The organism is Luteibacter sp. (genome assembly GCF_051958795.1).
Classification (GTDB): domain Bacteria; phylum Pseudomonadota; class Gammaproteobacteria; order Xanthomonadales; family Rhodanobacteraceae; genus Luteibacter.
Map to the genome: position 1 here is coordinate 1 of NZ_JBQCFT010000062.1, position 22,809 is coordinate 22,809.

Genomic DNA, 22,809 nt, shown 5'->3' on the forward strand with positions numbered 1-22,809 from the left:
TGGTCTCGTTGTCGTCGACGGCGCCCGACTCGAGGCAGCGGGAGCGGACGAGGTAGCCTTCGCTTCGCTCAAACTCGGTGAGGTTGCGGCGAATACGGAACCTCCATTGGGATCCTGAGCGATAGATGCGCACTGGTTGTAGTAAGAGGTCAGTACTTTGCAGTTCTTCGATCCGTCTGCGCTGCAATCCGCGAGCGCCGCGTTCGTTGCGCGATTCTTGCTTGTCGCGTCCGCTGAAAATCCTGCCGATCCCGTGTCTGCGTCGAGGGCGAATGCCCCCCAGCGGTCTGCGTAAATGGGTTCCGCTTCGGGCCGGGTGGTGGTGGAGTCGGCTGGCCCTTGGTAGTACGGGGAGTTCGGCTGATTCGGCGGAATACAACCTGGATTTCCTGCCGCGGGAATTCCAGGCGCGCACTGGGCGTGCGCTGACGTTGCTGCAAACAGCAGAAGAATGATCAATGTGTAAAGTCGAATCACTGGCTTCTACCGTTAGTGTTCGGAGATCCGATTTTGCTCTCATCTTGCTGAGGCGCTGCCGGTCTACCAGTTCCAAGATGCAGTCCGGTTGTTTGGGTTCTTTGGGGGCTCGATCAGTTGGGGCCGTCACGTGTTTCTTCAGGGGACGAGCAATTCACCCGCTGCCCTGATGGCTCGGGTGCTTAGGCGTCCCTGATTGCATGTGCTCCGCTTGGCGAAGTTCGTTCATTTCTTCATGGAATAGCACCCGCTCGGAATGGCGTTGGGTCTTCCGCTGGGCCTGATGCAAGACATGTTCTTCGACGCCCTGCGTGCTCTCTTCCATGGAGGTATGTAGGCCCCGCTGAATATCGATTCCCGCCACCCGCTTGTGCGGCGAATTGAGGTCGCCCTGCACAGCGAAAAGACGGGACTCGGCCTCATCGTGGATGACGCTGTCGATGCGGGTCATGCCCGCGACTGTCGCCGACGCGGTTAGCGCACCGGCGAGCTGGACCTGACTATCACCGGAGGGGTGGCCCAGCTCCGAGCTCAGTTTATGCACACCTGACAGAGCATCGCAAAACATAGGGTTCGCCGCATGCGAGGGATTGGCGAGGGTGACTGCGGTGGGGTTTAAACTACCTTGGGACGCATCATTGCCCATGGTGTAGCTCCTGTGAACCTGCCGCGCTCATCTTAGCGGCGCGATATGCCGTTACTGCGAAATAGCCTGATGTGCTTAGTGAGTCGATAACAGGTGCAACGATGTCGATCGCAGCGTATGACGTGAAAACGGCCGATTTCTCTCAAATCATCTAATTCATTCTCTGCATTGAGTCCGTGCTTGCTCGCTATGAGGTCACTATTCACTTCTGCCGAAGCGAGCGAGTGTGCTGATCAGACTCTTATTGGACTTGCTCAGCAAAGCTGCACGCGCTGTAAATTACTTGGCAAGTCCCGTCAGCACACTTCTGCATCGAGAGGTCTCTCGCCACATCAAGCGACGGTCCGTGACCGACGCCAGCAATTCCGCCTGACGGCTTCTGAGCGACCGCCGCGCACTGATTGTGGTACGAAATGACGACTTCGCAATGCGTGCCGCCATTTTTCTTGCAGACGTCAAGAGCGCCGTGAGAGGCGGACTTCTCGCTTGTCTTGTCGGTCACCGCACCGGCCTTCGCGTCCACATCGTCAAGAGCTATGGCACCCCACCTGTCCTGCCAAATGGCCGGTCGGGGCGCTGGAGCCATTTGAGTCGGGTCGTTTTGACCCTGATAGTACGGTGAGTTCTGCTGGTTTGGCGGGATACATCCCGGGTTGCCGGCCGATGGCACGCCTGGTGCACATTGCGCAGCGGCAATACCTGCTTGGCCGAGGAGCATCGCGCCGAGAATCGCTAGCCAAATTTTCATTTACTGTTCCTCAGTCTTTCTTCTTTACCGCGTTCGGATCGGGCTGATTTCCGCCATCGTTGCCAAAGCCACCATATGTTCGAACGCCGGTAGTGCCATGGCTAAGATTTCCGGCGCTCTGATCCGGCTGCGGTGGCGGTGAATACGGCGCCGGCTGCTGTCCCCGAGCCATAGCCTGCTGCCGAGCAGCAAACCCGCCCCCCGCACCAATTGAACCAAACGAGTTATACGACGCGAAATTACCCAATGTGCCCTGGAAGAACGCGGCAGCCATGGGCGGCGCCATGACGATCAGGGTGGAAAGGAGAAGGCCCAGGCCGCCCTGTTGCAAGGCCATGCTGCTGATGCCGTCAGGCGCGCCCATGTCGGCGTAATTGGCCGCGACGTATTTGGCTGCGAAAGCCGCGGTGACAGCGCCCATCATCTTCAATGCAATGGTGACCATGACGGACAGGACGGCTAATGAGAATACGGTTCCTATGCCGTATAGCAGCCATTTGCTGAACAACTGCTTGGTGCTGTTGAACAATAAACACATGATGAAGATTGGCCCGAAGCCAACGAACAGGGCGATGGCGATCTTGTTGAGCAGGAGCATGGCACCGGCAACGACGCTGGGGCCGGCGATACCGACACCCGTGAACCAACGGTCGCGGTCCTTTGCCGATTCGGCCGCCTGGTCTCCATTCCGATGCCAGCCATCGATAAGGGCTAGCGAGGCTTCCATCAACGCGAGGTTCTTGTCGATCGAATCGAACGGACTGCTTTTTCCGTCGGTGACATACGACGAAATGGCGGTGGTCATGCCGTCTGTCACCGTCCAGTAGATCGACGATGACGAATACGCCGCCGTGGTTGCGACCATTAGGATCAGGGCCGCCTTCAGCGAGTCGCCGACCAGCGCCATCATCGGCTGTTGCGACTGGCCGGTGATGATGCGATAGCCCTGGAACATGATCCAGACCGTGAGGACGACCACACCGACGAACCCCACCACGGCCGCCGAGCCGGTGAGTAGCTTCCATTGCACGATGTCGATTTCGTTGCGCAGGAAGTCGTTGATGACCTTGAAGAAGACGAAGTTGGACAGCGCGCTGGCCGGATCGGCGCCAGCAAGGAGCGCAAGCGACGATTTGCCCATGAGCTGGGTCATCAAGCCGACCATGGTGTGTGCATCCTGTTGAGATGGAACATTACGAATACATCCTGCATCGATAATTCAGGGAGGCGATCAGAAGCCGTCGGTGACATGGAGTGTTTGCATGCCACTCGGCTTGGGCGTTTTCAGCGTCTCGAGCGCCCCGACCAGCACTGCGCCACCAATCACGTCCTGGAGCAGGTTGCCCGCGTCGACCTCGCCCACGCCGGGAATGCTGATGTTGCCCCACTTGCTCTCGCTGTCGCCCTTCTGCGCACTGCTCGCCAGGCTTGTCTGCTTGGCGCGAAGGAAGCGGAGATTCGCGTCGTATGCGTAGTTCACCGATTCCATCTGCTGGCGATCCAACTGGATCAGCGCATATAGCGCCGTCAGCTTGTTGGTGTTGTCCTCGAGCTTGCCGTAGTCCTTGGTATCCAGCTTGATCCGCTCGTCCAGAATGTCACGCAGCGTCTTGTCACGGGTCTGGCTCGTTTCGTACATCGACACCATGAACTTGTACTGGGCGTTCTCGATATCGACGATGTCCTGGCACGTTTGCTGTTGCTTCTTGGCGATGTTCTTGCAGTGCGCACCATCGTCCAGCGTCGCCTTGGCGTCCGTGGATTTGGGGAAAGCAGGGGTGGGATCCTTCACACGCTCGCCGACCCATTTGTTGTCCTTGCCGAGCTTGGTGATGTCGAACTTACTATTGATGTCGCTGAGGTTCGAATTGATCGTGCCGGTCTTGGTTTTGGTGCCGAGGACCCTGTTGGCATCCTTATCGACGACCTGCCATTGGGCATGGGCCGCCGGCGCGCCAAGGGAGGCGACGACCAGGGCGGCAAGGGCGAGGTTGCGGGCGTTGGGGCGGAAAGTGGGCATGGGAATCTCCATCCGATGTTTATGCTTAGAGCGCCGCAGAGCGGGGCGATTGCGTTGTCCGGGACGGGGACGGTGGTTTCGGGCGTTTGCCGCTGCCTTTGCGGTTTTCGTAGAAGGTTTCCAGCCACTGTTCGGGGCGCAGGTTGTCCGGGTGGACTCCCTCCGCCTCGCCGCGCACCTGCAGCACTTCATGCATGATTTCGATGTTGTCGGTGGAGGCCGAGATCACTGCCAGCGCGTCATCCAGTCCGCGCAGGTTGAGCTGGCACACCGCCGAGGCGTGGCCCTGCTTCACCAGGAAGCAACGCGAACGCTCGTCCAGGCTCACCACGACCTGGTATTCGGCATCGGTGAGTTTCAGGCCGCCCACGTAATCCTCGCGGCTCGCATTGGGATTCGGCAGCAGGATCATCGTCGCGGTCTGCTCGATCAGCGCTGCCGAGATATCGCTGGCCAGCGCGTCTTCGGGCGACTGCGTCGCGAAGATGCCCATGCCGTTCTGCTTACGGATGGTCTTCTGCTTGTTCTTGGCGAATTCCTTGAGGCCACCCTTGCCGTCAAGGATCTTCCAGAACTCATCCATGACGTAGATCAGGCGGCGGCCATCGATCAGCGCCTCCAGGCGATGGAGGAGGTAATTGATGACGGGTGCGCGCACTTCGGGGTTATCGATGATGTCGGTGTAATCGAAGCCGATGATGTTGGCTTTCGAAAGGTCGACCGTGTCATGCGGGTTATCGAACACCCAGCCCAGCGAATTGCCCGCGGTCCACTTGCGCATGCGCACGAAGAGGCCGTCGTCGCCGAGGTTCGGCAGGCTCTTCTGGAAGTTGGTCATGTTGCGCAGGTGCATCGGCGTATCGAGGATGTTCTCGACCGCACGGAAGATGTCTTCTTCCTCGCGCGAGCTGTATACGCTCTTGCCGGCCAAGACCTTGATCAGGTCGGCCAGGAACTGCACGTTCTCTTCGGTACGGTCGCAATGGAACGGGTTGAAGCCAGTAGGTTTGCCGTTTTCCAGGGCGAGGTAGTTGCCGCCACACGCGCGCACGAAGATTTCCGCGCCGCGGTCCTTGTCGAAGAAGAAGATCGTGGGCGCCGGGTCGAGCTTCTGCACCTGGCTCAGCAGGAAGTTGATCAGCGCCGTCTTACCGGTACCGGACTTACCGATGACCATGGTGTTGGCGATCGCCTTCTCACCCAGCGAATTCTCGGCGGGGTGGGTGGCGTGGAAGTTGAAGTAGTACGGCTGGCCGTTGGTCGTCTGCAGCGTCGTGACGCAATCGCCCCATGGGTTGTTCTCTTTCTTGCCCGTAGCGAAGTTGTGCAGGGGCGAGAGGCCGAGGAAGTTCAGTGAGCTGAGGTTGGCCAGGCGCGTCCGGTATTTCCAGTTGCCCGGGAACTGCGCGTAGAACGCGGACGTCACTGCCAGGTCTTCCTTCACGGTGACGAAGCCCGCGTTGGAGAGTTCGGCACGGGTGGCCGCGATCTGCTGCGAGAGCGCCTCCTGGCTTGCGCCGTAGATGGCAATGGTGAAGTGGTACTCGCCGAGCACGAAGTTGCCCGAGGCGAGCTGGTCCATCGCGTGGTCCATTTCCACGATCTGGCTCACGGCCTTGTCACCGGAGGACACCATCATGCCCTTGGTGCGCTCCAGCGCCTTCAGCGCATCCTGGCGGCCCATGGGGCTGAAGGAGTGGGTGACGACATACTCGAAGTCGAGGTACTTCAGGCCGTTGAGGATGCCCGGGTAAGTCCCGTCGACGTATTCCTTGAGGTTCAGGATGGCGCCGAAGTGATTGACGCCGTTCGGGGTCGTCAGCACGAAGTCGCCGGTTTTCGCAGAGAAGCGCTGGCGGCTCACCGGGAGGTAGTCGTACACGGCGGCGTTGAGGGCCGGGACGGGCTCGTCGATACGGTTGAGGATGAACCCGTACAGCTCCAGGATCTCGGAGAACACCACGCCATTCGGGGTCTCGTAGAGTCCAAGGCGGTAAGGTGCGTAATCCTTGAGCACGGCTTCGACGTTGCCGGCCAGTTCCAGGATCGTGGTGATCGCCTGGGCCTGCTCGGCTTCCAGGCGGCTCACGTCCGCGGTTTTCTCGGCGAAGCGCTTCCCGTGGACGACGGGACGGAACAGCATCGTCAGATAAAGCTCGTTCTGCATCAGCTTCTGGGTCGACAGCGCATCGTAATACGCGTCGTTGAGTTGCTGGTTGAAGGCGTAGCCGAACTTCGAAGCGTCCTTCATGCGCCGGCGCCGGCGGATGTCATGCACCCAGAAGGCGACGTTGGTGAAATCAGGGGCGCGCAGGGTCTGCAGCAGCCGGTTGAAGGTGTTGTGCTTGTGCTCGAGCTCCCACTCCTCGCGGCCCACGAACGGCAGGCCGCCCAGTCGCCACACGAGCAGGTAATCGCCTCCCGTCGTCTTCACCACGGTGGGCGAGACGTGCGTGGAAAACGGAATGTGGGCGGAAATGGGTGCGTCGGGTGTGAACATGGTGGTCGAAGCCGGTTTGTCTTGAAAGGCCCTGGCACGAGTGCCAGGGCGTCTGTCCTGCTTATTTCTGGCGTGACTTCAGGTCGCGATAGTTGTTCGGGGTGAACACCCACATGCCGTCGTGGTCGGCGACGTTCCGCACGCGGGTCTTGAACTGCAGGCGCAAGCCCAGCAGCCGGAAGATCAGTTCATCGCGACGTGCCATCTGGCGCATCACGAAGACCACCGCGGGGATCATCAGCAGGAACCACATGTTGAAGTACATGGCCATCAACAAGCCGGAACCTGCGCCCATGAAAAACGGCACATACGGCACGCCCATGAACATGGGCGGCCGCGTGGAACCCCGGAACAACGGGTTCTTATGCATGGATGTGCAGAAGGTGGATTGCCGTGTTTACGGAATCCATCAGGAAAGCGGGGCAGCTGCCAGCGGCGCCGGCGGTGCTGGTGCCATCCTTGCCCTGCACGACCATCTTGGCGATCTGCGCGGCGGCGCCGATCAGCACGCCACCGAGCAGCGGCGGGGTCACGTCGGAGATGCGCTTGTGGGCAAAGGCGATCTGGTAACCCGAGAAGATCACGGCCACCGTCACCACCACGATCGACGCTGCGTTGAGGATGGTGCTGATGCCGCCGAAGAAGCCGCAGACCTTGTCCTGCGTCTCGGTGATCTGGGCGAAGGCGACTTCCGGAACGAACGCCAGGGCGACGAAGAGGAACGCCAGGGTCGTCGTCAGCAGCGGGTTCTTGGTGTTGGCAATGGCTTTGCTAAGGGAGGGCAGGGACATCGTGGATTCCTTCATTCAACGTTTTCAGACAGGGTGGGGCCGGTTCCCGGCCGTGGTTAAAGCGGCTGCAATCCTGTAGCCGGTGTTGCCGCGGCCTGCCCGGATCCTTCCGTGCAGGGCCTGCAATTCCTAAAAGACAAACGCGTCATCCCTGGGCGCCTGCCGAAGATCGGCGTGATCCACACCCGGTTCCGCCGGGGCCTGCTGCGTGCCGGGTGCCGGGTCGTTGGGACCATGCACCTGCGGTTCGAACACACCGCTGCCGCCCGCCGGCGCATTGCCGAGCGGGGAGGCGGCGGATACGCCGATCTGGGACATGACGGCGGCGGTCGCCGGATCGGTGGCGATCCGGCCGGCCTGCGGCGCCGGCAGGTTTTGTGGAAGCTGCATACCGACCTGGGCCATGGCGGCTGCCGTGGCCGCGTCGGTGGCGATACGACCGGGCGCAGCCTGTGGCGTGGCCACGAGGGCGGGGTTAGTGATGGCGCGGGCGCCCGGCCTGCCGGTGCCCTGTGGCAGGGCCATCGGCTGGCCGGAGACCGCGCGCGGATTGGCGAGCATCTGCTGGGCCGCCTGGAGCTGCTGCTGGGCCTGCATCTGTTCCTGTGCCTGCTGGGCTTGCGCTTGCTGCGCCTGTGCCTGCTGGGCAAGAAGAAGCTGTTGCTGCAGGGCCTGGATCTGCTGGGCCTGGCTCATCGGTGCCTGCGCGAGCTGGACCTGCTGCACCGGCTGCGTGCGGCTGGGCGGCGCATCGGCAGCGGCGGCCGGCGAGATAAGCGCCGATGCGGCGGCATCGAGCACGCTGCGCATCGCAACACGGTAGCCGGGGCTGTCCGGTTTCACTGCGGTCACGCCATTGCCGACGCTTACCACCTTTACAGGGATCTTCGCGCCCTGCAGGGGGATGGCCTGCGCGCCAGCCAGCGAACTCTTCGCGATCGACTCGTAGATCTTCTGGACGTAGCCGTCGCGGTAGCCGGTGGTGAAGTTACCGGAGTAGTAGCAGCTGAAGGCCTTGCCCCAGTCACGGTTCGCGCTCGCATAGCACTGGGCAAGGATCTGCGAGCCCGCCGAAAGGTTGGGGCAGACCTCGAACGCCTTCTCGTAGCTATCGATGCCGTACTTGCCGAGGTTGTTGCGGTTGATCTGCGCGACGCCAAGCGAGTAGTTGTAGCCCTTCTGCTCCAGCATGCGCACGGTGGCGACGGCTTCGCCAAGGTTCTGCGGCTGGCGCACGAGCTGCCCGCCCACCACGCCAATGGCGTATGGGTTACGGCTGGACTCCACGTTGACGACGTGCTGCATCACCTCGGCCGGTACGGCAAGGTTTTGGCAGCCCATCATTTCCAGTCCTGGTAGCACCTTTACAACTCCTGTCTCATGACCTGATGTTTTTCGAGTGTTACCCCCCGTCCGCGCCCAGGGCGCGAGCCGGGTTGAAGTCGATGCCGGTGATGTAGCGCCGGCCCGCATGCGCCTTGATGTGCACCACGATGTCGATGGTGAGCATCAGGAGCCGTTTGATCGTGCTGAATTCGAGACCGGCGCCTTCCGTGGATGCCTTGACCATCAGCGCCAGCTGGTCCCAGGTCTGCTCCACGCTGCCGGCGTGGCAGCTTGTGATGGAGCCCGGGTGGCCAGAGGCGCAGTTACGGATGAAGTAGAACGATTCATCACCACGAAGCTCCGCGAGGATGATCCTGTCCGGCTTCATGCGCAGGCAGGCTTCCATGCAGCTTTTCGCGGTGACGTTGCTCTGGCTCTGTCCGCCCTTGGAATAGAGCAGGTGGACGACGTTGGGCTGGTCGATGAACAGCTCGCGGGCGTCCTCGATGGTGACCAGCCGCTCATCCTGCGGAATGTGGTTCACCAGCGATTTCATGAACGTGGTCTTGCCGCTTCCGGTGGCGCCGGCAACGACGATGTTCTTCTTGCTGAGCACCGCCAGGCGGAAGAAGTCCGCATAGCGCCGCTGGGCACGCAGGTCGAGCAACTCCTGGTCTGACTGGCTGATGCTGTTCGCACCTTCCAGGATCTCGTCGAAGAAGCCGTCCTCGTGATACTGGGCGAGCGTGCGGGTCTGCTTTGACGGCAGGCGGATCGTGATCGAGACACGCCCGGCCTCGCAGGCCGGCGGAATGACGAACTGCGCACGCTGGCCGGTGGGGAAGGTCAGCGACACCACGGGATCGACGTCCGTGATGCGCTGGCCGGTGTTGCTTTCGTTCACCACCGCCGTGCAGAACTGGCGTGCCCGCTCGAACGTGAGCGAGGGCACTTCCACTTTCTGCCAGCCGCCGCGGCGCTCGAGGTAAAGCTCGCCGGGGCGGTTGATGCAGATTTCGGTGACATCCGGCTCGGCAAGGAAATCCTTTACCCCCAGCACTTCGTACTGGTAGTCGAGGAAGTCGTTACCGACGGCGGCGAGTGCGCTTTCCATGCGTGCCTCAGTACCTTGCGACCACGCCGGCAAAGTCCACGTCGCGCGCCACGTAGATGGCGAGGACGGTGCCCTGGTTGATCGTGACCGTGGCCGGACGGTTCGCAGCGCGCTGCACCGCCTGGTTGGCGATCTGCTGGATCGTTTCGGCCGTGTTGCTTTCGAACGGGGTCTGCGTGACGACGCCATTGCTGATCGTGGTCTGGCGCGGGCCGTGTTCGGCGGCTTCGTACTTGAACGCGTCGCTGAGCAGGCTGATCAGCAGTGCGGCACCGATCCGGCTACCCCAATGAGCGTTGTAGTAACCCGGGTGACCGGCGCCACCCAGCGTATCCACGCCCGGGCTCGCCATGTTCACGTCGATACCGGTCGGGGTGACGATACGGTCCCAGATCACGGCCACGCGCGGGCCGCTCGGTTCCATCTCGTACTTGCCCATCACCTTCGAGCCCTTGGGCAGGAGCAGGCGCTTGCCGGTGAACGAGTAGACCGGTTCCGTCACCACACAGGAGGTGAAGCCCGGGATGTCGGTGATGATGCGGGTCTCGAGCACGCAGCGAATGAAGGTGCCACGGAGCATCAGCGTATCGGGGTGCTGCAGCGGTTCGGCGCTGGAGACGTCGGGAAGCTGTGCGCCGCCGTAGGCGATGTTGCCCATGGCGCTCATACGCGGAGCCGCGGGTGCCTGGGCGGGCTGGCCGAACATGCCGCCGAACGGGCCGCTGACGCCCGGCTGCGCCGGCGCCGCACCGACCGCGGTCGTGCCTTCGTTTGCCGAGGCGATACGGCGCTCGAGCAATGTGGGGCCGCGTGCCACCTCGGGCATTTCTGCCGGGCGCAGCTGCTCAGGCGTGGGCAGCGGCGGAGGTGGCTGCATCGGGATGGCCTGCACCGGGGGCGGTGCGGCCTGTTCCGGCGGAAGCGGCGGGGCGGTCGGCGTGGGCACGCTGACCGTTTCCTCGCGCGGCTTCGGCGGCGGAGTGCTGCTGCCGCTCGAGCTGAGCAGCCAGAAGCCGACGCCCAGCAACAGCACTACGATGGCGCCCAGGAAGCCGAGCGCGCGGCGGTTCATCCGGCGCAGGTCGTTCGACGCCAGGGAAGGGGCGGCGGCATCCAGATCCGGCTGCGGCGCCTGGCGCTGCTGGGTCGAGTACGGATTACCAGCCAGCGGATCGTGCTGGCCGCCATTGTTTTCGTACGGCGTGTTACGGCCGGTGGACTCGTCGTCCGGGTGGTGTGGCGTGTTCGGGCTCACTTCTTGGTGTTCCTTCGCAGACCCACGACGTTGTTGTCGTGACGAATAACCAGGTAGGGGTACGTGCCGTGGACAACGATGGTGTTGCCCTCCACGGTCGTGTTCACCACCGAGTCCTCTCCATGTTCTTTCTCGCGCATGTACACCGTCGGGAAGTTACCCGTCGGGAACTGCTTGAGGTCGGGCATCGTGATGTAGGTGAAGCGGCCATCGTCATAGACGGTGGTCGGCACCAGCCACGGAGCGGTCTTGCGCGTCTTCGAGAAGTCGTAATCGAAGTTGTAATCGCGCCCCTTGACCAGCGTGGTATCGAGCTCCGGCGTGTCCTTCACCTTCTTCGTCTCCGCCATGAAGCTGGTGTCGGAGGGGTAGGAGAAGGTGATCTTGTACTGCACGCCCGCACGGCGGGCCTGGTCGAGCGTCTTCCAGTCCGTGGCGACGACCTTCAGCTCGAAGATGTACGAGTGCGTCGCGGTACGAATCATCATGTTCGTATCGACGTCCACGTTCTTCGGCTTCACGTAGAAGACGTTTTCGCGACGGTTCAGGTCCCAGCCGCTGCTGAAGCCGGTGCTGTAGTCCAGGATCTTTTCGTTCGGGCTGAGTTCGATCTGCGTGGTGATGCCAAGGCCCGTGCGCACCTGGTAGATGCGATCAGGCTGGTATTCGTAGACCTGCATCGGTGCCAGCGGAGCGCTGGCCGGCGTTGCCGGAACGATGGGTGCCGGCGGGTGGAGATCGGCGGCTGCGCCCATCGCCGTGCCCGACAGTGCGACGGACAGGGCAAGGGCGAGGCTGAGCTTGACGGATCGGTTCATCAACGGCGCCCTCCGTTGGCGGCGCTTTGCGGTGTGGCACGGGCCGCGGGAACGGCGTTGGATGGCGCCGCTTGCGGTGCGCCCGCGGCCGGGGCCAGGGGTGCGCCGTTCTCGGCGGGAAGGGGGGAAGGCGGAATGCCGATGACCTGTTGCGGCGCCGCGCCGGCCGGCGGTGTAGCGCCAGGGGCGAGCGGAATGGCGGCAGGCATGTCGGAAGGATCCATGCCCGGAGCGACTGGCACGGCCTGCTGCTGCGGCGCTGCGACCTGGGCGGGTGCGGCTACCTGCGTTTCTGCCGGCGGCGTCGAACCGTAATCGTTATCTACGCGATAGCTGGTGACCTGGAAGCCGAGAGGGTTTTCCACACGGTTCTGGTCATCCATGCGCAGGTTCGGCTTGTAGGCGAACTCCATGGTGGCGATCTTGCTGTCCAGCGGCGTGGTCGCGCCGGAGGACTTGTCGTAGACCGAGCGCTGGAAGCGAACCGTCGCGCCCTTCGGCGTGGTGCCATTGGCGCCACCGATGAGCTGGACGCTGAGGATCTTTACGCGCACGGCCTTCGTGCGGCCATACACGTTGTACGGACGCTCGGGGTTCTGCTGAGAGTGCAGTGCCATGTACGGCGTCGCGACCTGCGGGGCAGCCATGGTGAGCACCGTCGGCCAGTCGCGCATGTTCGTCAGCGCCAGGTCGTAGGACTCGCGGGCGATGATGAAGTGCGCCACGTTGCTGCGATTGACGGCTTCGCTTGCAGTGATCTGGCGGTTGATCACGTCATCCGTCAGGCGCGAAAGCTGGCTGGTACCGGAGTAGGGATCGGCGAGCACGATATACGGCTCCTTCTCCTTCAGCGGCACCATCACGGCGATGCAGACGCCCATAACGATCGTCACGACGACCGAGCAGGAAGCGATGATCCACGCACGCTTCTCGCTGCGACGTGCCATGTCGGCGATGGTTAGTTCGAAGTTGACGCCCTGCGCGACGGCCTGGTCGATCTTCGGTGAGTTCTTTTTATTAAGCATGTGGCGCCTGCCTCGTCACTCGCTTACTTCGTATCCGCGTTAGCGGCGACGGGGTTGTCGGGCGCCGGCGGTGCCGGCGTGCTTGCCTGTGGTGTCGGAGCAGGTGCGGCGGCGGGCGCGGCAGCGGGGGGCGGCGCGATGACGCTGATTTCGTCGACGACCAGGTCGGGACCATCCACCACCACGGCGACACCCTGCGGCGCATAGATGCCGCTGAGCTGCGAAGCCGCATCGCGAAGCTCCGAGGTGTGGATCGCGGAAGCGGCGGTCGTGAGCGTGAAGTCCGAGCGCAGCTTGTACTGCAGCTTCATGCCGTTATCGGTCGTCCACCGCGTGAGCATCGTCTTCAACGTGCCGTCCATGGGCGCCGCGTAATACGTGTACGGCACCGCAAGTGGAATCTCGGTAGTCTTCTTGTCGAAGTGGTTGACGGGCTTCCAGGAACCGCCGAAGTCGCGGGCGGGCGGAGTTGCGCAACCCGTAAGGGCTGACGAAAACACCACTATGATGCCAATCAGGGCAAGGTTGGTCTGGCCTATTTTCACGTTGTGCTCATAACTTGTTGAAAAGCAATAACAATGATTCGGAAAGCGGACATGGCGATCCGCCCGCGTCAGGCACAAAGCCTGGCAAGTTCAGTTATGCGTAATCGGCAAGGAAATGCCGTGGCGCGCACGAAAACGTGCAAGCGCCGACAGGCATGGCTCCGGTCTGAGGCGGCGAAACGTCGAGCCTGACCCCTGGTTGTCCGTACATGCGGGGGACAACGGCTCCCCGCGGTTCGTGCAAGCTATCCATTCAAACTTCCTGTTCCGGGCGAGACTGCCGCCCTGCCAATCGATGTTGCGAAGTGGCACCTGCGTACGCCGCGCACAGTGATGTCATCGACATCAACGTCGCCCTTGGGCGTTACAGGTATTCCCCCTTCATCGTGCGAACCTGAGATCCGCGTCAAAAAAATAGCTCATGAACGTGCAAATGGCGAGCACATTCGATGCGCAATAAAGTGACTGGTTTCACGGAAAAAACACGAAGAACATGGTTGCACACGCAACCATGCGGCTGCGTACGTTTATTAAACCACAAAAACCAAGACGGGAAGTTGACAGTCAACGTTGCTGCCGATGAAGCGTGTTGATTGATCAATGTTTGACCAACACACGAGCGCGCTTGTGTGTGCCGCTTCGAGTCGTTCGCGTTGCATCGTTCGCGGCTGATGCGCGCGACGCGACACGCACCGAACTGATCGTGCGACGCAACGGCCGAGCATGCTGATGCTGTCGTGGTTGAGGCGAAGTCGCCATCCATGGGGTACTGCTCCTTATAGAAGATCCGTGCCCTGGGCACGTTTTTCCCTGCGAAGCACCGCCGGCCCGACTTGTCGAGCACAACGTGCGAAACGAAACTGTGAAGGGCGAGCCGGAGTTGCGCAATTGGGCGGCGCCCACGCCGTTGCGTAAGGGAACCCCTACAAGGTAGAACCGTCGTCTTGTTCTACGCCTGGAACCCCGATGGACTCCCACTCCTCCTATAACGACGCCGCGCTGAACGCGCTGGCGCAGCAGGTGGCCGCCGCGGCCCTCGAGAAACGGGTGATGGTGGCGACGGCCGAGTCCTGCACCGGTGGCTGGATCTCCAAGGCCCTGACCGACCTGGCTGGCAGCTCGGCCTGGTTCGAAGCGGGCGTCGTGACTTATAGCTATAGCGCCAAGGAGGCCTTGCTCGGGGTGAACCCGCGGACGCTGGAGCGGACCGGCGCGGTAAGCGAGGAAACCGTGCTCGAGATGGTGTCGGGCGCGTTGGCCCGGTATGGCGCCGGCGTGGCTGTGGCGGTGACCGGCATCGCGGGCCCCTCGGGCGGTACACCGGAGAAGCCGGTCGGTACCGTCTGGATCGGCTGGAAGCGCCGCGGGGGCTACGCCCACGCAAAAGTCTTCCATTTCTCCGGCGATCGCGAGGCAGTTCGCCGACAGACCGTGGCCGCGGCTTTGGCTGGAATAGTCACCGAGCTGAACGGGTAACCCGCCCAGCTGTGGCAAAATCAATCGCTGACGGATCGCAGTCCCTGAGACCCCGCTCCGGCAAGATACCTACCTACACATAAGCACACCGGAAACTACGATGGACGACAATAAGCGCAAGGCGCTGGCGAGTGCCCTCGGCCAGATCGAAAAGCAGTTCGGCAAGGGTGCTGTCATGCGTCTTGGCGACCGCGTGGACGACCAGATCGACACGGTCTCCACCGGCTCCCTGGGCCTGGATATCGCCCTCGGCATCGGCGGCCTGCCGCGGGGCCGTATCGTCGAGATCTACGGTCCGGAATCGTCCGGCAAGACCACGCTCACCCTGCAGGCGATCGCCTCGTGCCAGCGTAACGGCGGCACCGCCGCGTTCGTCGACGCCGAGCACGCGCTCGACCCGACCTACGCCGAAAAGCTCGGCGTGAACGTGGCCGACCTGCTGGTCAGCCAGCCGGATACCGGTGAGCAGGCCCTAGAAATCGCCGACATGCTGGTGCGCTCGGGCGCCGTGGACATGGTGGTGGTCGACTCGGTCGCGGCGCTTACGCCCAAGGCCGAAATCGAAGGCGAAATGGGCGACTCCCACGTCGGCCTGCACGCCCGCCTCATGAGCCAGGCGCTGCGCAAGCTCACGGCCAACATCAAGAAGTCGAACTGCCTGGTCATCTTCATCAACCAGATCCGCATGAAGATCGGCGTGATGTTCGGCAGCCCGGAAACCACCACCGGTGGTAACGCGCTGAAGTTCTACGCGTCGGTCCGCCTCGACATCCGCCGCATCGGCGCGGTGAAGAAGGGCGAGGAAGTCATCGGTTCGGAGACCCGCGTCAAGGTCGTCAAGAACAAGGTGGCGCCGCCGTTCCGCCAGACCGAGTTCGAGATCCTCTACGGCGAGGGCACCTCGCGCGAAGGCGAGATCATCGAGCTGGGCGTGCGCGAGAACCTGATCGACAAGTCGGGCGCCTGGTACAGCTACAAGGGCGACCGCATCGGCCAGGGCAAGGAAAACGTCCGCCAGTTCCTGCGTGACAACCCGGCTATCGCCAACGAAGTCGATGCCGAGCTCCGCGCCCGCCTGCTCGTGAAGCCGGGCCCGTCCGCGGCGAAGGCCGAGCAGGATGAGGTTGAAGAAGAGGCGTGAGCCCGGTGTCGGCGGGGAGGGCACCGATAAGGCCTCCCGCCCCACCCGTACGGCCTACGACAAGGCGCTGGGCCTCCTGGCCCGGCGCGAACACTCCCGCCGCGAACTCCGGCAAAAGCTGGGGCGCGGCGGGTTTTCGCGTGACGAAACGGCCACAGCCGTGGAGCGCCTGGGTGACCAGGGCTACCAGGACGACAGCCGTTTCGCGGAGTCCCTGCTGCGCAGCCGCGTGGGGCAGGGCTACGGTCCCGCCCGCATCCGCGCCGAGTTGCGCAGCCAGGGCATCCCGGACGCCACGGTCCGTTCCCTCATCGAATCCGCCGACGTCGATTGGGACGATCTGGCCGCCAGCCAGCTCCGCCGGCGCTACGGTTCGCCCTCCGCCGATCCGGCAGAGAGGCAGAAACGGGCGCAATTCCTCTTGCGTCGCGGCTTCGCCGCCGCCACAGTACGTGTTCTAACCCACGCCGATGCGGAAGACCCCGACGACGACTGAAGGCAGCGAGCCTTGATTCCGTGACTGGGCGCCTTTCGCGATCCTCGCAGCCCCAAGCCACGATCGCTCATGAAAACCGCCGAAATTCGTTCGACCTTCCTGGAATACTTCCGTACCAAGGATCACACCATCGTGCCGTCGGCATCGCTGGTGCCTTCGAACGACCCGACCCTGCTGTTCACCAACTCGGGCATGGTCCCCTTCAAGAACGTGTTCCTCGGCAGCGAAAAGCCGGGTTACGTCCGCGCGGCCGACGTGCAGCGCTGCCTGCGCGCCGGCGGCAAGCACAACGACCTGGACCAGGTGGGCTACACCGCCCGCCACCACACGTTCTTCGAGATGCTGGGCAACTGGTCGTTCGGCGACTACTTCAAGCGCGACGCCATCCGCTACGCCTGGGAGCTGCTGACCAGCGTCTACAAGCTGCCCGCCGAGCGCCTCTGGGTCACCGTGTACCACACGGATGACGAGGCCTACGACATCTGGAACAAGGAAATGGGCGTCCCGGCCGATCGCATCGTGCGCATCGGTGACAACAAGGGCGCGCCGTTCGCCTCGGACAACTTCTGGCAAATGGCCGACACCGGCCCTTGCGGTCCGTGTACGGAAATCTTCTACGACCACGGCCCGGACGTGGCCGGTGGCCCGCCGGGCTCGCCGGATGAAGATGGCGACCGTTACATCGAGATCTGGAACCTCGTGTTCATGCAGTTCGACCGCGCGCCCGATGGCACGCTCAGCCCGCTGCCGGCGCCTTGCGTCGATACCGGCATGGGTCTGGAGCGCCTGGCGGCCGTGCTGCAGCACGTGCATTCCAACTATGAAATCGACCTGTTCGCGCACCTGATCCGCGAGGCGTCGCGCCTCACGAACACGGCCGACCTCGGCAACAAGTCGCTGCGCGTCATCGCCGATCACATCCGCGCCGCCTCGTTCCTTATCGTCGATGGCGTGCTGCCGTCGAACGAGGGCCGTGGCTACGTGCTCCGCCGCATCATCCGCCGCGCCCTGCGCCATGGCTGGATGCTTGGCGTGCGTGGCGACTTCTTCTGGAAGATGGTCGCGCCGCTGGTCGAGGAGATGGGCGAGGCCTACCCCGAGATCGCCGCGAAGCGTGCGTTCGTGGAGCAGGCGCTGAAGGTGGAAGAAGAGCGCTTCGGCGAAACACTCGAGCACGGCATGCGCCTGTTCGACGATATCGCGTCGAAGTCCGGCAAGATCATTCCGGGTGCGGACGCGTTCCGCCTGTATGACACCTACGGTTTCCCGGTCGACCTGACCGCCGACATCGCGCGCGAGCGCGAGATGACGGTGGACATGGAAGGCTTCGAGCGCGCCATGGGCGAGCAGCGTGCCCGTGCGCGCGCCGCCAGCAATTTCTCCACCAAGGCGCAGCTGCCGGCGGAAGTCGCCAGCGCGTTGCAGCCGACGATCTTCACCGGCTACGAGTCGCTCGATCTCGCCGATGCCAGGGTTGTCGCGATCGTCCGTGATGGCAAGGCCGTGGATCAGCTCGCCGATGGCGAAGAGGGTTTCCTGCTGCTTGACCGCACGCCGTTCTATGCGGAATCCGGTGGCCAGGTCGGTGATACCGGCATGATCCGCAACCCGTCCGGCGCGCTCGCCGTGGCCGATACGCAGAAGGTCGGCGGCGCGTTCTTCGCGCACTTCGGCACCTGGCAGGGCTCCGCCCCGCTGCTGAAGGGCGCGGTCGTGGGTGCGTCGGTCGATGGCGCCCAGCGCCAGGCCACGGTTCTCAACCATTCGGCAACCCACCTGCTGCACGCTGCGTTGCGCACCGTGCTCGGTGACCACGTGAGCCAGAAGGGCTCGCTGGTCGCACCGGAGCGCCTGCGTTTCGACTTCTCGCACTTCAAGCCAGTGACCGGCGAGGAGCTGGCTGAGATCGAGCGCATGGTGAATGACGAAGTGCGTCGTAATGCCTCGGCGGATGTCCATCACATGGGCTACGACGAAGCCATCGAGTTCGGGGCCATGGCCCTGTTTGGCGAGAAGTACGGCGCCGAAGTGCGCGTGCTGAAGATGGGCGATTTCTCCACCGAGTTGTGCGGCGGCACCCACGTGACCCGCACCGGTGACATCGGCCTGTTCAAGATCGTGTCGGAGTCGGGCGTCGCCGCTGGCGTGCGTCGCATCGAGGCCGTGACCGGCGCGGGCGCGATGGCGCGCGTGGCGGATGAAGAGCGGATCCTGGGCGAAGTCTCCGGCCTGCTCGCCGCTACCGGCGACGAGGTGGTCGACAAGCTGCGCCAGCTCTTCGATAAGCAGAAGAAACTCGAAAAAGAGATCGAATCCTTCAAGGCCAAGGCGGCCAACTCGGCCTCGGCCGACCTCGCCGAGTCCGCTACTGACGTGGCAGGTATCAAGGTGGTCGCCGCTCGCCTCGAAGGGCTGGACGCCAAGTCGCTGCGCGACAGCCTCGATGCCCTCAAGCAGAAGCTGGGCGACTGCGCGGTGATCCTGGCCGGTGCGGCCGACGGCCGTGTTTCGCTGGTCGCGGGCGTCGGCGGCGCGGCGCTGGGCCGGGTCAAGGCAGGCGATCTGGTGGCCGAGGTGGCCTCAAAGATCGAGGGCAAGGGCGGCGGCCGCCCGGACATGGCGCAGGGCGGTGGCATCGACAGCCCGGCGTTGCCAGGCATCCTGGCCGGCATCCCGGCCTGGGTGGAAGGCAAGCTTCGCTGAACGAACCCCGGCTGGACCCTCAACGGGGTGCCGTAAAGGCGCCCCGGTCATCGGATTCGGCCGCCCGTGCGTTGCACCACCGTGTTTGGCTCAGCTAGTATGATCTGATGTCGGCGCGCGTTTTTCGGCATCGATGAGTCGGGTCGATATAGGCAGGACAGCTGGTCAGCGACACGCACACAACAAGCCGGGGAAGGCAGATCGGCCTTCGATGGTCGAGAAGTCAATCCACCGGCGGCAAGACTCGGGGTGAGTTGTCGTAGGTGGGGAAGCCAATACCTGATTTTATGGAGTATCAATCATGCTGATTCTGACCCGCCGGGTCGGTGAAACCCTGATGATCGGCGACGAGGTGACCGTCACTGTTCTGGGTGTCAAAGGTAACCAGGTGCGCATTGGTATCAACGCACCGAAAAATGTCGCGGTCCATCGCGAAGAGATTTACCAGCGCATCAAGAACGAGAACGATCCCGCCGGCCATTCGGGCGACGACCACGACCAGTAAAAAGCTTTACGGCCGACGCAAGGATCAGTATCCTTGCTGGCTCGTTCGGGCACCTGCCTAACGAACGATCAAAATGGAGAGTTGCCCGAGAGGCCGAAGGGGCTCCCCTGCTAAGGGAGTATAGGGTCAAAAGCCTTATCGAGGGTTCGAATCCCTCACTCTCCGCCAGTTTGCAAAATAGCCCGCAATGCGGGCTTTTTTGTGCGCGCGATCCTTGCACGTGGCGGAAGGCGCCCCGTATCCTTGCGACGGGGGCACCCGTGATCGACTTCACTACGATCGCCGTGGACAGGAACGGTCGCGGCCCCGTGTGCGCAAGTCTGGATCACATGGAGCATAGGAAATGGTTCGTTTTCGTAATCGCCGCAAGGCGTTGATCGCGTCTGCGGGCGTGGCGCTTTTGTTCTCTTCGTTCGCTACGCAGGCCGCTACCTGCGAAGAATCGTTCAAATCGATTGGCGACCCCCGTAACGGCGCCGCCTTCCTCGCGGAACGCTCGATGCCGGGCCTTTCCATTGACAGCGCGCTGGGGCAGATGCGCCAATATGGCCTGGACGAAAAGTTCGTCGTTGGCGCCGACATGATGAACGGCAAGGAAGGCCAGGTGTACCTGGTGCAGGATTCAAGCAATCCCCCGGTGGTCGTGTCTTTTACCGCCCGCGCTGATGGCATGGTCGGCCTCGCCACCAAGTTGGCCCGTGGCCAGAAGATGGACGCGGAGGCCGGCAAGCAATACATGTGCGGCATGCTCAACAAGCTAAAGCTGGGCAAGGAAGGCGAAGCGATCGCTGCGGAGGCCCATAGCAAATCCGATGCAAACCGACTCACCGATACCACGGCGGTCGACCTGTCGGCAAAGCTGGGCAAGGAAGCCGATAAGCTTTCCCGGGCTATGAATTCGGGCTCATTCAAGGACCTGCTGCTCGGTACCCATACCAGCCCGGATACGATGCGCGATCGCGAGGCGATGTTTGCGCCGCTGGTGGCTAAGTATGTCGGCCGCAAGTACCGGATTGATGGCGAGGTGTATACGGCCTCGATCAACCAGTACAGCGGAGTGGGTGAAGTAGCGTGGCTCGTGACGAAGACCCGCGGCCTTCTCAGTGTCCGCCAGGACGACGATATGAATAACGGCCAGTTCACCGTGATCTGCGCCGTGGCGCCGGACCAGCTTCAGATGGTGTCGATGCTGCGCACTCACGACTTCGCGAAGCTCGAAGGTACCGTGGATGGAATCAACCTGACGGGTATTCACCTGAAGGATTGCCGCCAGGCCAACTGACCGCCCGCCCGGTATACCGGGCGGCTCCGGCAGAACAAGACGCCCCGAAAGGGGCGTTTTTTCTTTCCCCGCGGGGCGTTCGGCAGGGCGACCGTTACTCTCCCGGCCGCGTTTCCGCGCCGTTTTTTCCGGCGCACAAACAAAAACACCGGCCAGTGGCCGGTGTTTTCGATGAAACGATTGGTCGGGGAGACAGGATTCGAACCTGCGACTTCTACGTCCCGAACGTAGCGCTCTACCAGGCTGAGCTACACCCCGACGGGAGCCGCGTATATTAGCCATGACCGGGTCCCCTTGCAACACTTCGTCTCACTTTTTTTACAAAGTGCCCGCAGGGCCGTCCGCGGCCATCTGATACTCTATGGGGCTGCCGCTTGGCGCCCCACGTACTGCCCGAAGAGGATTTGCATGGCACTCACCCCGGCCCGCACGATGCCTGGTGTCCTCGAGCTCCTGCCGCTCGACCAGATCGCGTTCCAGCGCATGCTGGATACCATCCGCCGTAACTACGAGCGGTTCGGTTTCCTGCCCATCGAAACGCCGGTGATCGAGCATAGCGACGTCCTGCTGACCAAGACCGGCGGCGAGACCGAGCGCCAGGTGTACTTCGTGCAGTCCACCGGCTCGCTCAACGCGGCCGACAAGGAGCAGGGTGCCGTGCCGGAACTGGCGCTGCGCTTCGACCTGACCGTGCCGCTGGCCCGTTACGTGGCCGAGCATGAGCACGATCTCAGCTTCCCGTTCCGCCGCTACCAGATGCAGCGCGTGTACCGCGGCGAGCGCGCCCAGCGCGGCCGCTTCCGCGAGTTCTACCAGTGCGATATCGATGTCATCGGCAAGGACTCGCTGTCGGTGCGCTACGAAGCCGAGATACCGGCGGTCATCTACAGCGTGTTCCGCGAACTCAACATCGGCGCGTTCACCATCCAGCTCAATAACCGCAAGCTCATGCGCGGCTATTTCGAGAACCTGGGTGTGGCCGACGCGGAACAGCAGATGCTCGTGCTGCGCGAAGTCGACAAGCTCGACAAGCGCGGCCCGGACTATGTGCGTGATACGCTCACGGGCGAAGCCTTCGGTCTCTCCGCGGATGTCGCCGACAAGATCCTTGCCTTCGTCCAGGTGCGCTCGACCGGCGTGGACGATGCGTTCGCCAAGCTCGACGCGCTCGGCGACGGTTCGGAAACCTTCGAACAGGGCAGGGCGGAACTGAAGGAAGTGCTGGGCCTGATCCGCGACTTCGGCGTGCCCGAAACGCATTTCGCGCTGAACCTCTCGATCGCCCGCGGCCTCGATTACTACACGGGCACCGTCTATGAGACGACGCTCAACGATCACCTCGGCATCGGCTCCATCTGCTCGGGTGGCCGTTACGAGAACCTGGCTGGCCAGTACACCAAGTCGCACCTGCCGGGCGTCGGCATCTCCATCGGCCTGACCCGCCTGTACTGGCAGCTGCGCGATGCCGGCCTGATTTCCACGGCACAGAGCACCGTCGACGTGCTGGTCACCCAGATGGATGCGGCGCAGATGCCCGCGTACCTTGCCGTGGCCAACGAGCTGCGCACCGCCGGCATCGCCACCGAGGTCGTGCTGGAGGGTGGAAAGCTCGGCAAGCAGTTCAAGTACGCCGACCGCGCCGGCATCCGCTTCGTGATCGTGCTGGGCGAGGATGAAATCGCCAAGGGCGTGGTCACGGTGAAGGACCTGCGCCGCGAAGACCAGTTCGAGGTATCGCGCGCGGACCTGGTGAAGACCCTGCGCGTCGAGCTGGCCCAGGCCGAGATCGGCGCGCTGGCGAAACCCTGACCCATCCCAACCCCAACCCCTGCGGGAGCGCGCTTGCGCGCGATCGGCGTACTTGAACTGCTTGCCGAGCTTTCCGCTTTCCAGCACCGCCTCGGTGGCGATGCCGGCGGCGCGCAGCTCGTTGGCGATCGC

General features: G+C 63.0%; 19 protein-coding genes, 2 tRNA genes and 3 pseudogenes. 8 read left to right on the top strand and 16 right to left on the bottom strand.

What is annotated here, in order from left to right:
- The 14 genes and pseudogenes from ACTHLF_RS03430 to ACTHLF_RS03495 all read right to left on the bottom strand — a co-directional run.
- A partial coding sequence (locus tag ACTHLF_RS03430; RefSeq protein WP_440324898.1) for a DUF4189 domain-containing protein occupies positions 1 to 477 on the bottom strand: 477 nt, incomplete at its 3' end.
- A gap of 154 nt (positions 478 to 631) precedes the next feature.
- Positions 632 to 1,123, bottom strand: a complete 492-nt coding sequence (locus ACTHLF_RS03435) for an XVIPCD domain-containing protein (protein ID WP_440324899.1) — start codon at positions 1,121 to 1,123, stop codon at positions 632 to 634.
- Between the two features lie 241 nt (positions 1,124 to 1,364).
- Entirely contained in the window at positions 1,365 to 1,871 is a 507-nt protein-coding gene (locus tag ACTHLF_RS03440; RefSeq protein WP_440324900.1) for a DUF4189 domain-containing protein, read from the bottom strand.
- A 10-nt stretch (positions 1,872 to 1,881) separates the two neighbouring features.
- Entirely contained in the window at positions 1,882 to 3,036 is a 1,155-nt protein-coding gene (locus tag ACTHLF_RS03445) for a type IV secretion system protein (RefSeq protein ID WP_440324902.1), read from the bottom strand.
- A 66-nt stretch (positions 3,037 to 3,102) separates the two neighbouring features.
- Positions 3,103 to 3,891 carry a hypothetical protein gene (locus ACTHLF_RS03450; RefSeq protein ID WP_440324903.1) on the bottom strand — a complete coding sequence of 263 codons (789 nt, stop codon included), beginning with the start codon at positions 3,889 to 3,891 and terminating at the stop codon, positions 3,103 to 3,105.
- A 25-nt stretch (positions 3,892 to 3,916) separates the two neighbouring features.
- Positions 3,917 to 6,391 carry a VirB4 family type IV secretion/conjugal transfer ATPase gene (locus tag ACTHLF_RS03455; protein WP_440324904.1) on the bottom strand — a complete coding sequence of 825 codons (2,475 nt, stop codon included), beginning with the start codon at positions 6,389 to 6,391 and terminating at the stop codon, positions 3,917 to 3,919.
- A gap of 61 nt (positions 6,392 to 6,452) precedes the next feature.
- A complete protein-coding gene (locus tag ACTHLF_RS03460) occupies positions 6,453 to 6,761 on the bottom strand; it encodes a type IV secretion system protein VirB3 (RefSeq protein WP_440324905.1) in 309 nt (102 codons plus the stop codon).
- Entirely contained in the window at positions 6,754 to 7,197 is a 444-nt protein-coding gene (locus ACTHLF_RS03465) for a TrbC/VirB2 family protein (RefSeq protein WP_440324907.1), read from the bottom strand. The genes ACTHLF_RS03460 and ACTHLF_RS03465 overlap by 8 nt, the downstream gene beginning before the upstream one ends.
- A gap of 738 nt (positions 7,198 to 7,935) precedes the next feature.
- Positions 7,936 to 8,532, bottom strand: a pseudogene (locus ACTHLF_RS03470) (lytic transglycosylase domain-containing protein); the annotation flags it as partial.
- Positions 8,533 to 8,584: 52 nt separating this feature from the next.
- On the bottom strand, positions 8,585 to 9,622 hold the full coding sequence (virB11, locus tag ACTHLF_RS03475; RefSeq protein ID WP_440324908.1) for a P-type DNA transfer ATPase VirB11: 1,038 nt from the start codon (positions 9,620 to 9,622) through the stop codon (positions 8,585 to 8,587).
- Positions 9,623 to 9,629: 7 nt separating this feature from the next.
- Positions 9,630 to 10,877: a TrbI/VirB10 family protein gene (locus tag ACTHLF_RS03480; protein WP_440324910.1), complete on the bottom strand. Its 1,248-nt coding sequence runs from the start codon at positions 10,875 to 10,877 to the stop codon at positions 9,630 to 9,632.
- Positions 10,874 to 11,632, bottom strand: coding sequence for a TrbG/VirB9 family P-type conjugative transfer protein (locus tag ACTHLF_RS03485; RefSeq protein WP_440324922.1), 759 nt, complete (start codon positions 11,630 to 11,632; stop codon positions 10,874 to 10,876). Before ACTHLF_RS03485 ends, ACTHLF_RS03480 begins: the two co-directional genes overlap by 4 nt.
- A 62-nt stretch (positions 11,633 to 11,694) precedes the next feature.
- Positions 11,695 to 12,720: a virB8 family protein gene (locus ACTHLF_RS03490; RefSeq protein ID WP_440324911.1), complete on the bottom strand. Its 1,026-nt coding sequence runs from the start codon at positions 12,718 to 12,720 to the stop codon at positions 11,695 to 11,697.
- 140 nt (positions 12,721 to 12,860) lie between these two features.
- Positions 12,861 to 13,238: pseudogene (locus ACTHLF_RS03495) on the bottom strand (hypothetical protein); the annotation flags it as partial.
- Between the two features lie 993 nt (positions 13,239 to 14,231).
- Between ACTHLF_RS03495 and ACTHLF_RS03500 the strand changes: the two are divergent.
- The 7 genes from ACTHLF_RS03500 to ACTHLF_RS03530 all read left to right on the top strand — a co-directional run bounded on the left by ACTHLF_RS03500 (position 14,232) and on the right by ACTHLF_RS03530 (position 20,868).
- The gene (locus tag ACTHLF_RS03500) at positions 14,232 to 14,741 is read left to right on the top strand and encodes a CinA family protein (RefSeq protein ID WP_440324912.1); all 510 of its coding nucleotides are present in this window, start codon (positions 14,232 to 14,234) and stop codon (positions 14,739 to 14,741) included.
- Positions 14,742 to 14,841: 100 nt separating this feature from the next.
- Positions 14,842 to 15,882, top strand: coding sequence for a recombinase RecA (recA, locus tag ACTHLF_RS03505; RefSeq protein ID WP_440324914.1), 1,041 nt, complete (start codon positions 14,842 to 14,844; stop codon positions 15,880 to 15,882).
- Positions 15,860 to 16,378, top strand: coding sequence for a regulatory protein RecX (locus tag ACTHLF_RS03510; RefSeq protein WP_440324916.1), 519 nt, complete (start codon positions 15,860 to 15,862; stop codon positions 16,376 to 16,378). Before recA ends, ACTHLF_RS03510 begins: the two co-directional genes overlap by 23 nt.
- A 69-nt stretch (positions 16,379 to 16,447) precedes the next feature.
- The gene (alaS, locus tag ACTHLF_RS03515) at positions 16,448 to 19,081 is read left to right on the top strand and encodes an alanine--tRNA ligase (RefSeq protein ID WP_440324917.1); all 2,634 of its coding nucleotides are present in this window, start codon (positions 16,448 to 16,450) and stop codon (positions 19,079 to 19,081) included.
- A gap of 301 nt (positions 19,082 to 19,382) precedes the next feature.
- Entirely contained in the window at positions 19,383 to 19,586 is a 204-nt protein-coding gene (gene csrA / locus ACTHLF_RS03520; protein WP_247334906.1) for a carbon storage regulator CsrA, read from the top strand.
- A gap of 75 nt (positions 19,587 to 19,661) precedes the next feature.
- Positions 19,662 to 19,754: transfer RNA gene (locus ACTHLF_RS03525), tRNA-Ser, on the top strand.
- A 175-nt stretch (positions 19,755 to 19,929) separates the two neighbouring features.
- Complete coding sequence (locus ACTHLF_RS03530) at positions 19,930 to 20,868, top strand: hypothetical protein (protein WP_440324919.1); 939 nt, start codon at positions 19,930 to 19,932, stop codon at positions 20,866 to 20,868.
- 181 nt (positions 20,869 to 21,049) lie between these two features.
- Here the strand turns inward: ACTHLF_RS03530 and ACTHLF_RS03535 are convergent.
- Positions 21,050 to 21,126: transfer RNA gene (locus ACTHLF_RS03535), tRNA-Pro, on the bottom strand.
- 150 nt (positions 21,127 to 21,276) lie between these two features.
- Here ACTHLF_RS03535 and hisS point away from each other — a divergent pair.
- Complete coding sequence (gene hisS, locus ACTHLF_RS03540) at positions 21,277 to 22,677, top strand: histidine--tRNA ligase (RefSeq protein WP_440324920.1); 1,401 nt, start codon at positions 21,277 to 21,279, stop codon at positions 22,675 to 22,677.
- Positions 22,678 to 22,704: 27 nt separating this feature from the next.
- Here the strand turns inward: hisS and ACTHLF_RS03545 are convergent.
- A pseudogene (locus ACTHLF_RS03545) lies at positions 22,705 to 22,809 on the bottom strand (His/Gly/Thr/Pro-type tRNA ligase C-terminal domain-containing protein); the annotation flags it as partial.

What these genes read in the sequence shown, in the direction of transcription:
- ACTHLF_RS03445 (WP_440324902.1), bottom strand. Translation starts at nt 3,036, where the DNA reads ATGGTCGGCTTGATGACCCAGCTCATGGGCAAATCGTCGCTTGCGCTC.
- recA (WP_440324914.1), top strand. Translation starts at nt 14,842, where the DNA reads ATGGACGACAATAAGCGCAAGGCGCTGGCGAGTGCCCTCGGCCAGATC.
- ACTHLF_RS03490 (WP_440324911.1), bottom strand. Translation starts at nt 12,720, where the DNA reads ATGCTTAATAAAAAGAACTCACCGAAGATCGACCAGGCCGTCGCGCAG.
- ACTHLF_RS03465 (WP_440324907.1), bottom strand. Translation starts at nt 7,197, where the DNA reads ATGAAGGAATCCACGATGTCCCTGCCCTCCCTTAGCAAAGCCATTGCC.
- alaS (WP_440324917.1), top strand. Translation starts at nt 16,448, where the DNA reads ATGAAAACCGCCGAAATTCGTTCGACCTTCCTGGAATACTTCCGTACC.
- ACTHLF_RS03435 (WP_440324899.1), bottom strand. Translation starts at nt 1,123, where the DNA reads ATGGGCAATGATGCGTCCCAAGGTAGTTTAAACCCCACCGCAGTCACC.
- ACTHLF_RS03455 (WP_440324904.1), bottom strand. Translation starts at nt 6,391, where the DNA reads ATGTTCACACCCGACGCACCCATTTCCGCCCACATTCCGTTTTCCACG.
- virB11 (WP_440324908.1), bottom strand. Translation starts at nt 9,622, where the DNA reads ATGGAAAGCGCACTCGCCGCCGTCGGTAACGACTTCCTCGACTACCAG.
- ACTHLF_RS03510 (WP_440324916.1), top strand. Translation starts at nt 15,860, where the DNA reads ATGAGGTTGAAGAAGAGGCGTGAGCCCGGTGTCGGCGGGGAGGGCACC.
- ACTHLF_RS03530 (WP_440324919.1), top strand. Translation starts at nt 19,930, where the DNA reads ATGGTTCGTTTTCGTAATCGCCGCAAGGCGTTGATCGCGTCTGCGGGC.
- ACTHLF_RS03485 (WP_440324922.1), bottom strand. Translation starts at nt 11,632, where the DNA reads ATGGGCGCAGCCGCCGATCTCCACCCGCCGGCACCCATCGTTCCGGCA.
- csrA (WP_247334906.1), top strand. Translation starts at nt 19,383, where the DNA reads ATGCTGATTCTGACCCGCCGGGTCGGTGAAACCCTGATGATCGGCGAC.
- ACTHLF_RS03450 (WP_440324903.1), bottom strand. Translation starts at nt 3,891, where the DNA reads ATGCCCACTTTCCGCCCCAACGCCCGCAACCTCGCCCTTGCCGCCCTG.
- ACTHLF_RS03460 (WP_440324905.1), bottom strand. Translation starts at nt 6,761, where the DNA reads ATGCATAAGAACCCGTTGTTCCGGGGTTCCACGCGGCCGCCCATGTTC.
- ACTHLF_RS03440 (WP_440324900.1), bottom strand. Translation starts at nt 1,871, where the DNA reads ATGAAAATTTGGCTAGCGATTCTCGGCGCGATGCTCCTCGGCCAAGCA.
- ACTHLF_RS03500 (WP_440324912.1), top strand. Translation starts at nt 14,232, where the DNA reads ATGGACTCCCACTCCTCCTATAACGACGCCGCGCTGAACGCGCTGGCG.
- hisS (WP_440324920.1), top strand. Translation starts at nt 21,277, where the DNA reads ATGGCACTCACCCCGGCCCGCACGATGCCTGGTGTCCTCGAGCTCCTG.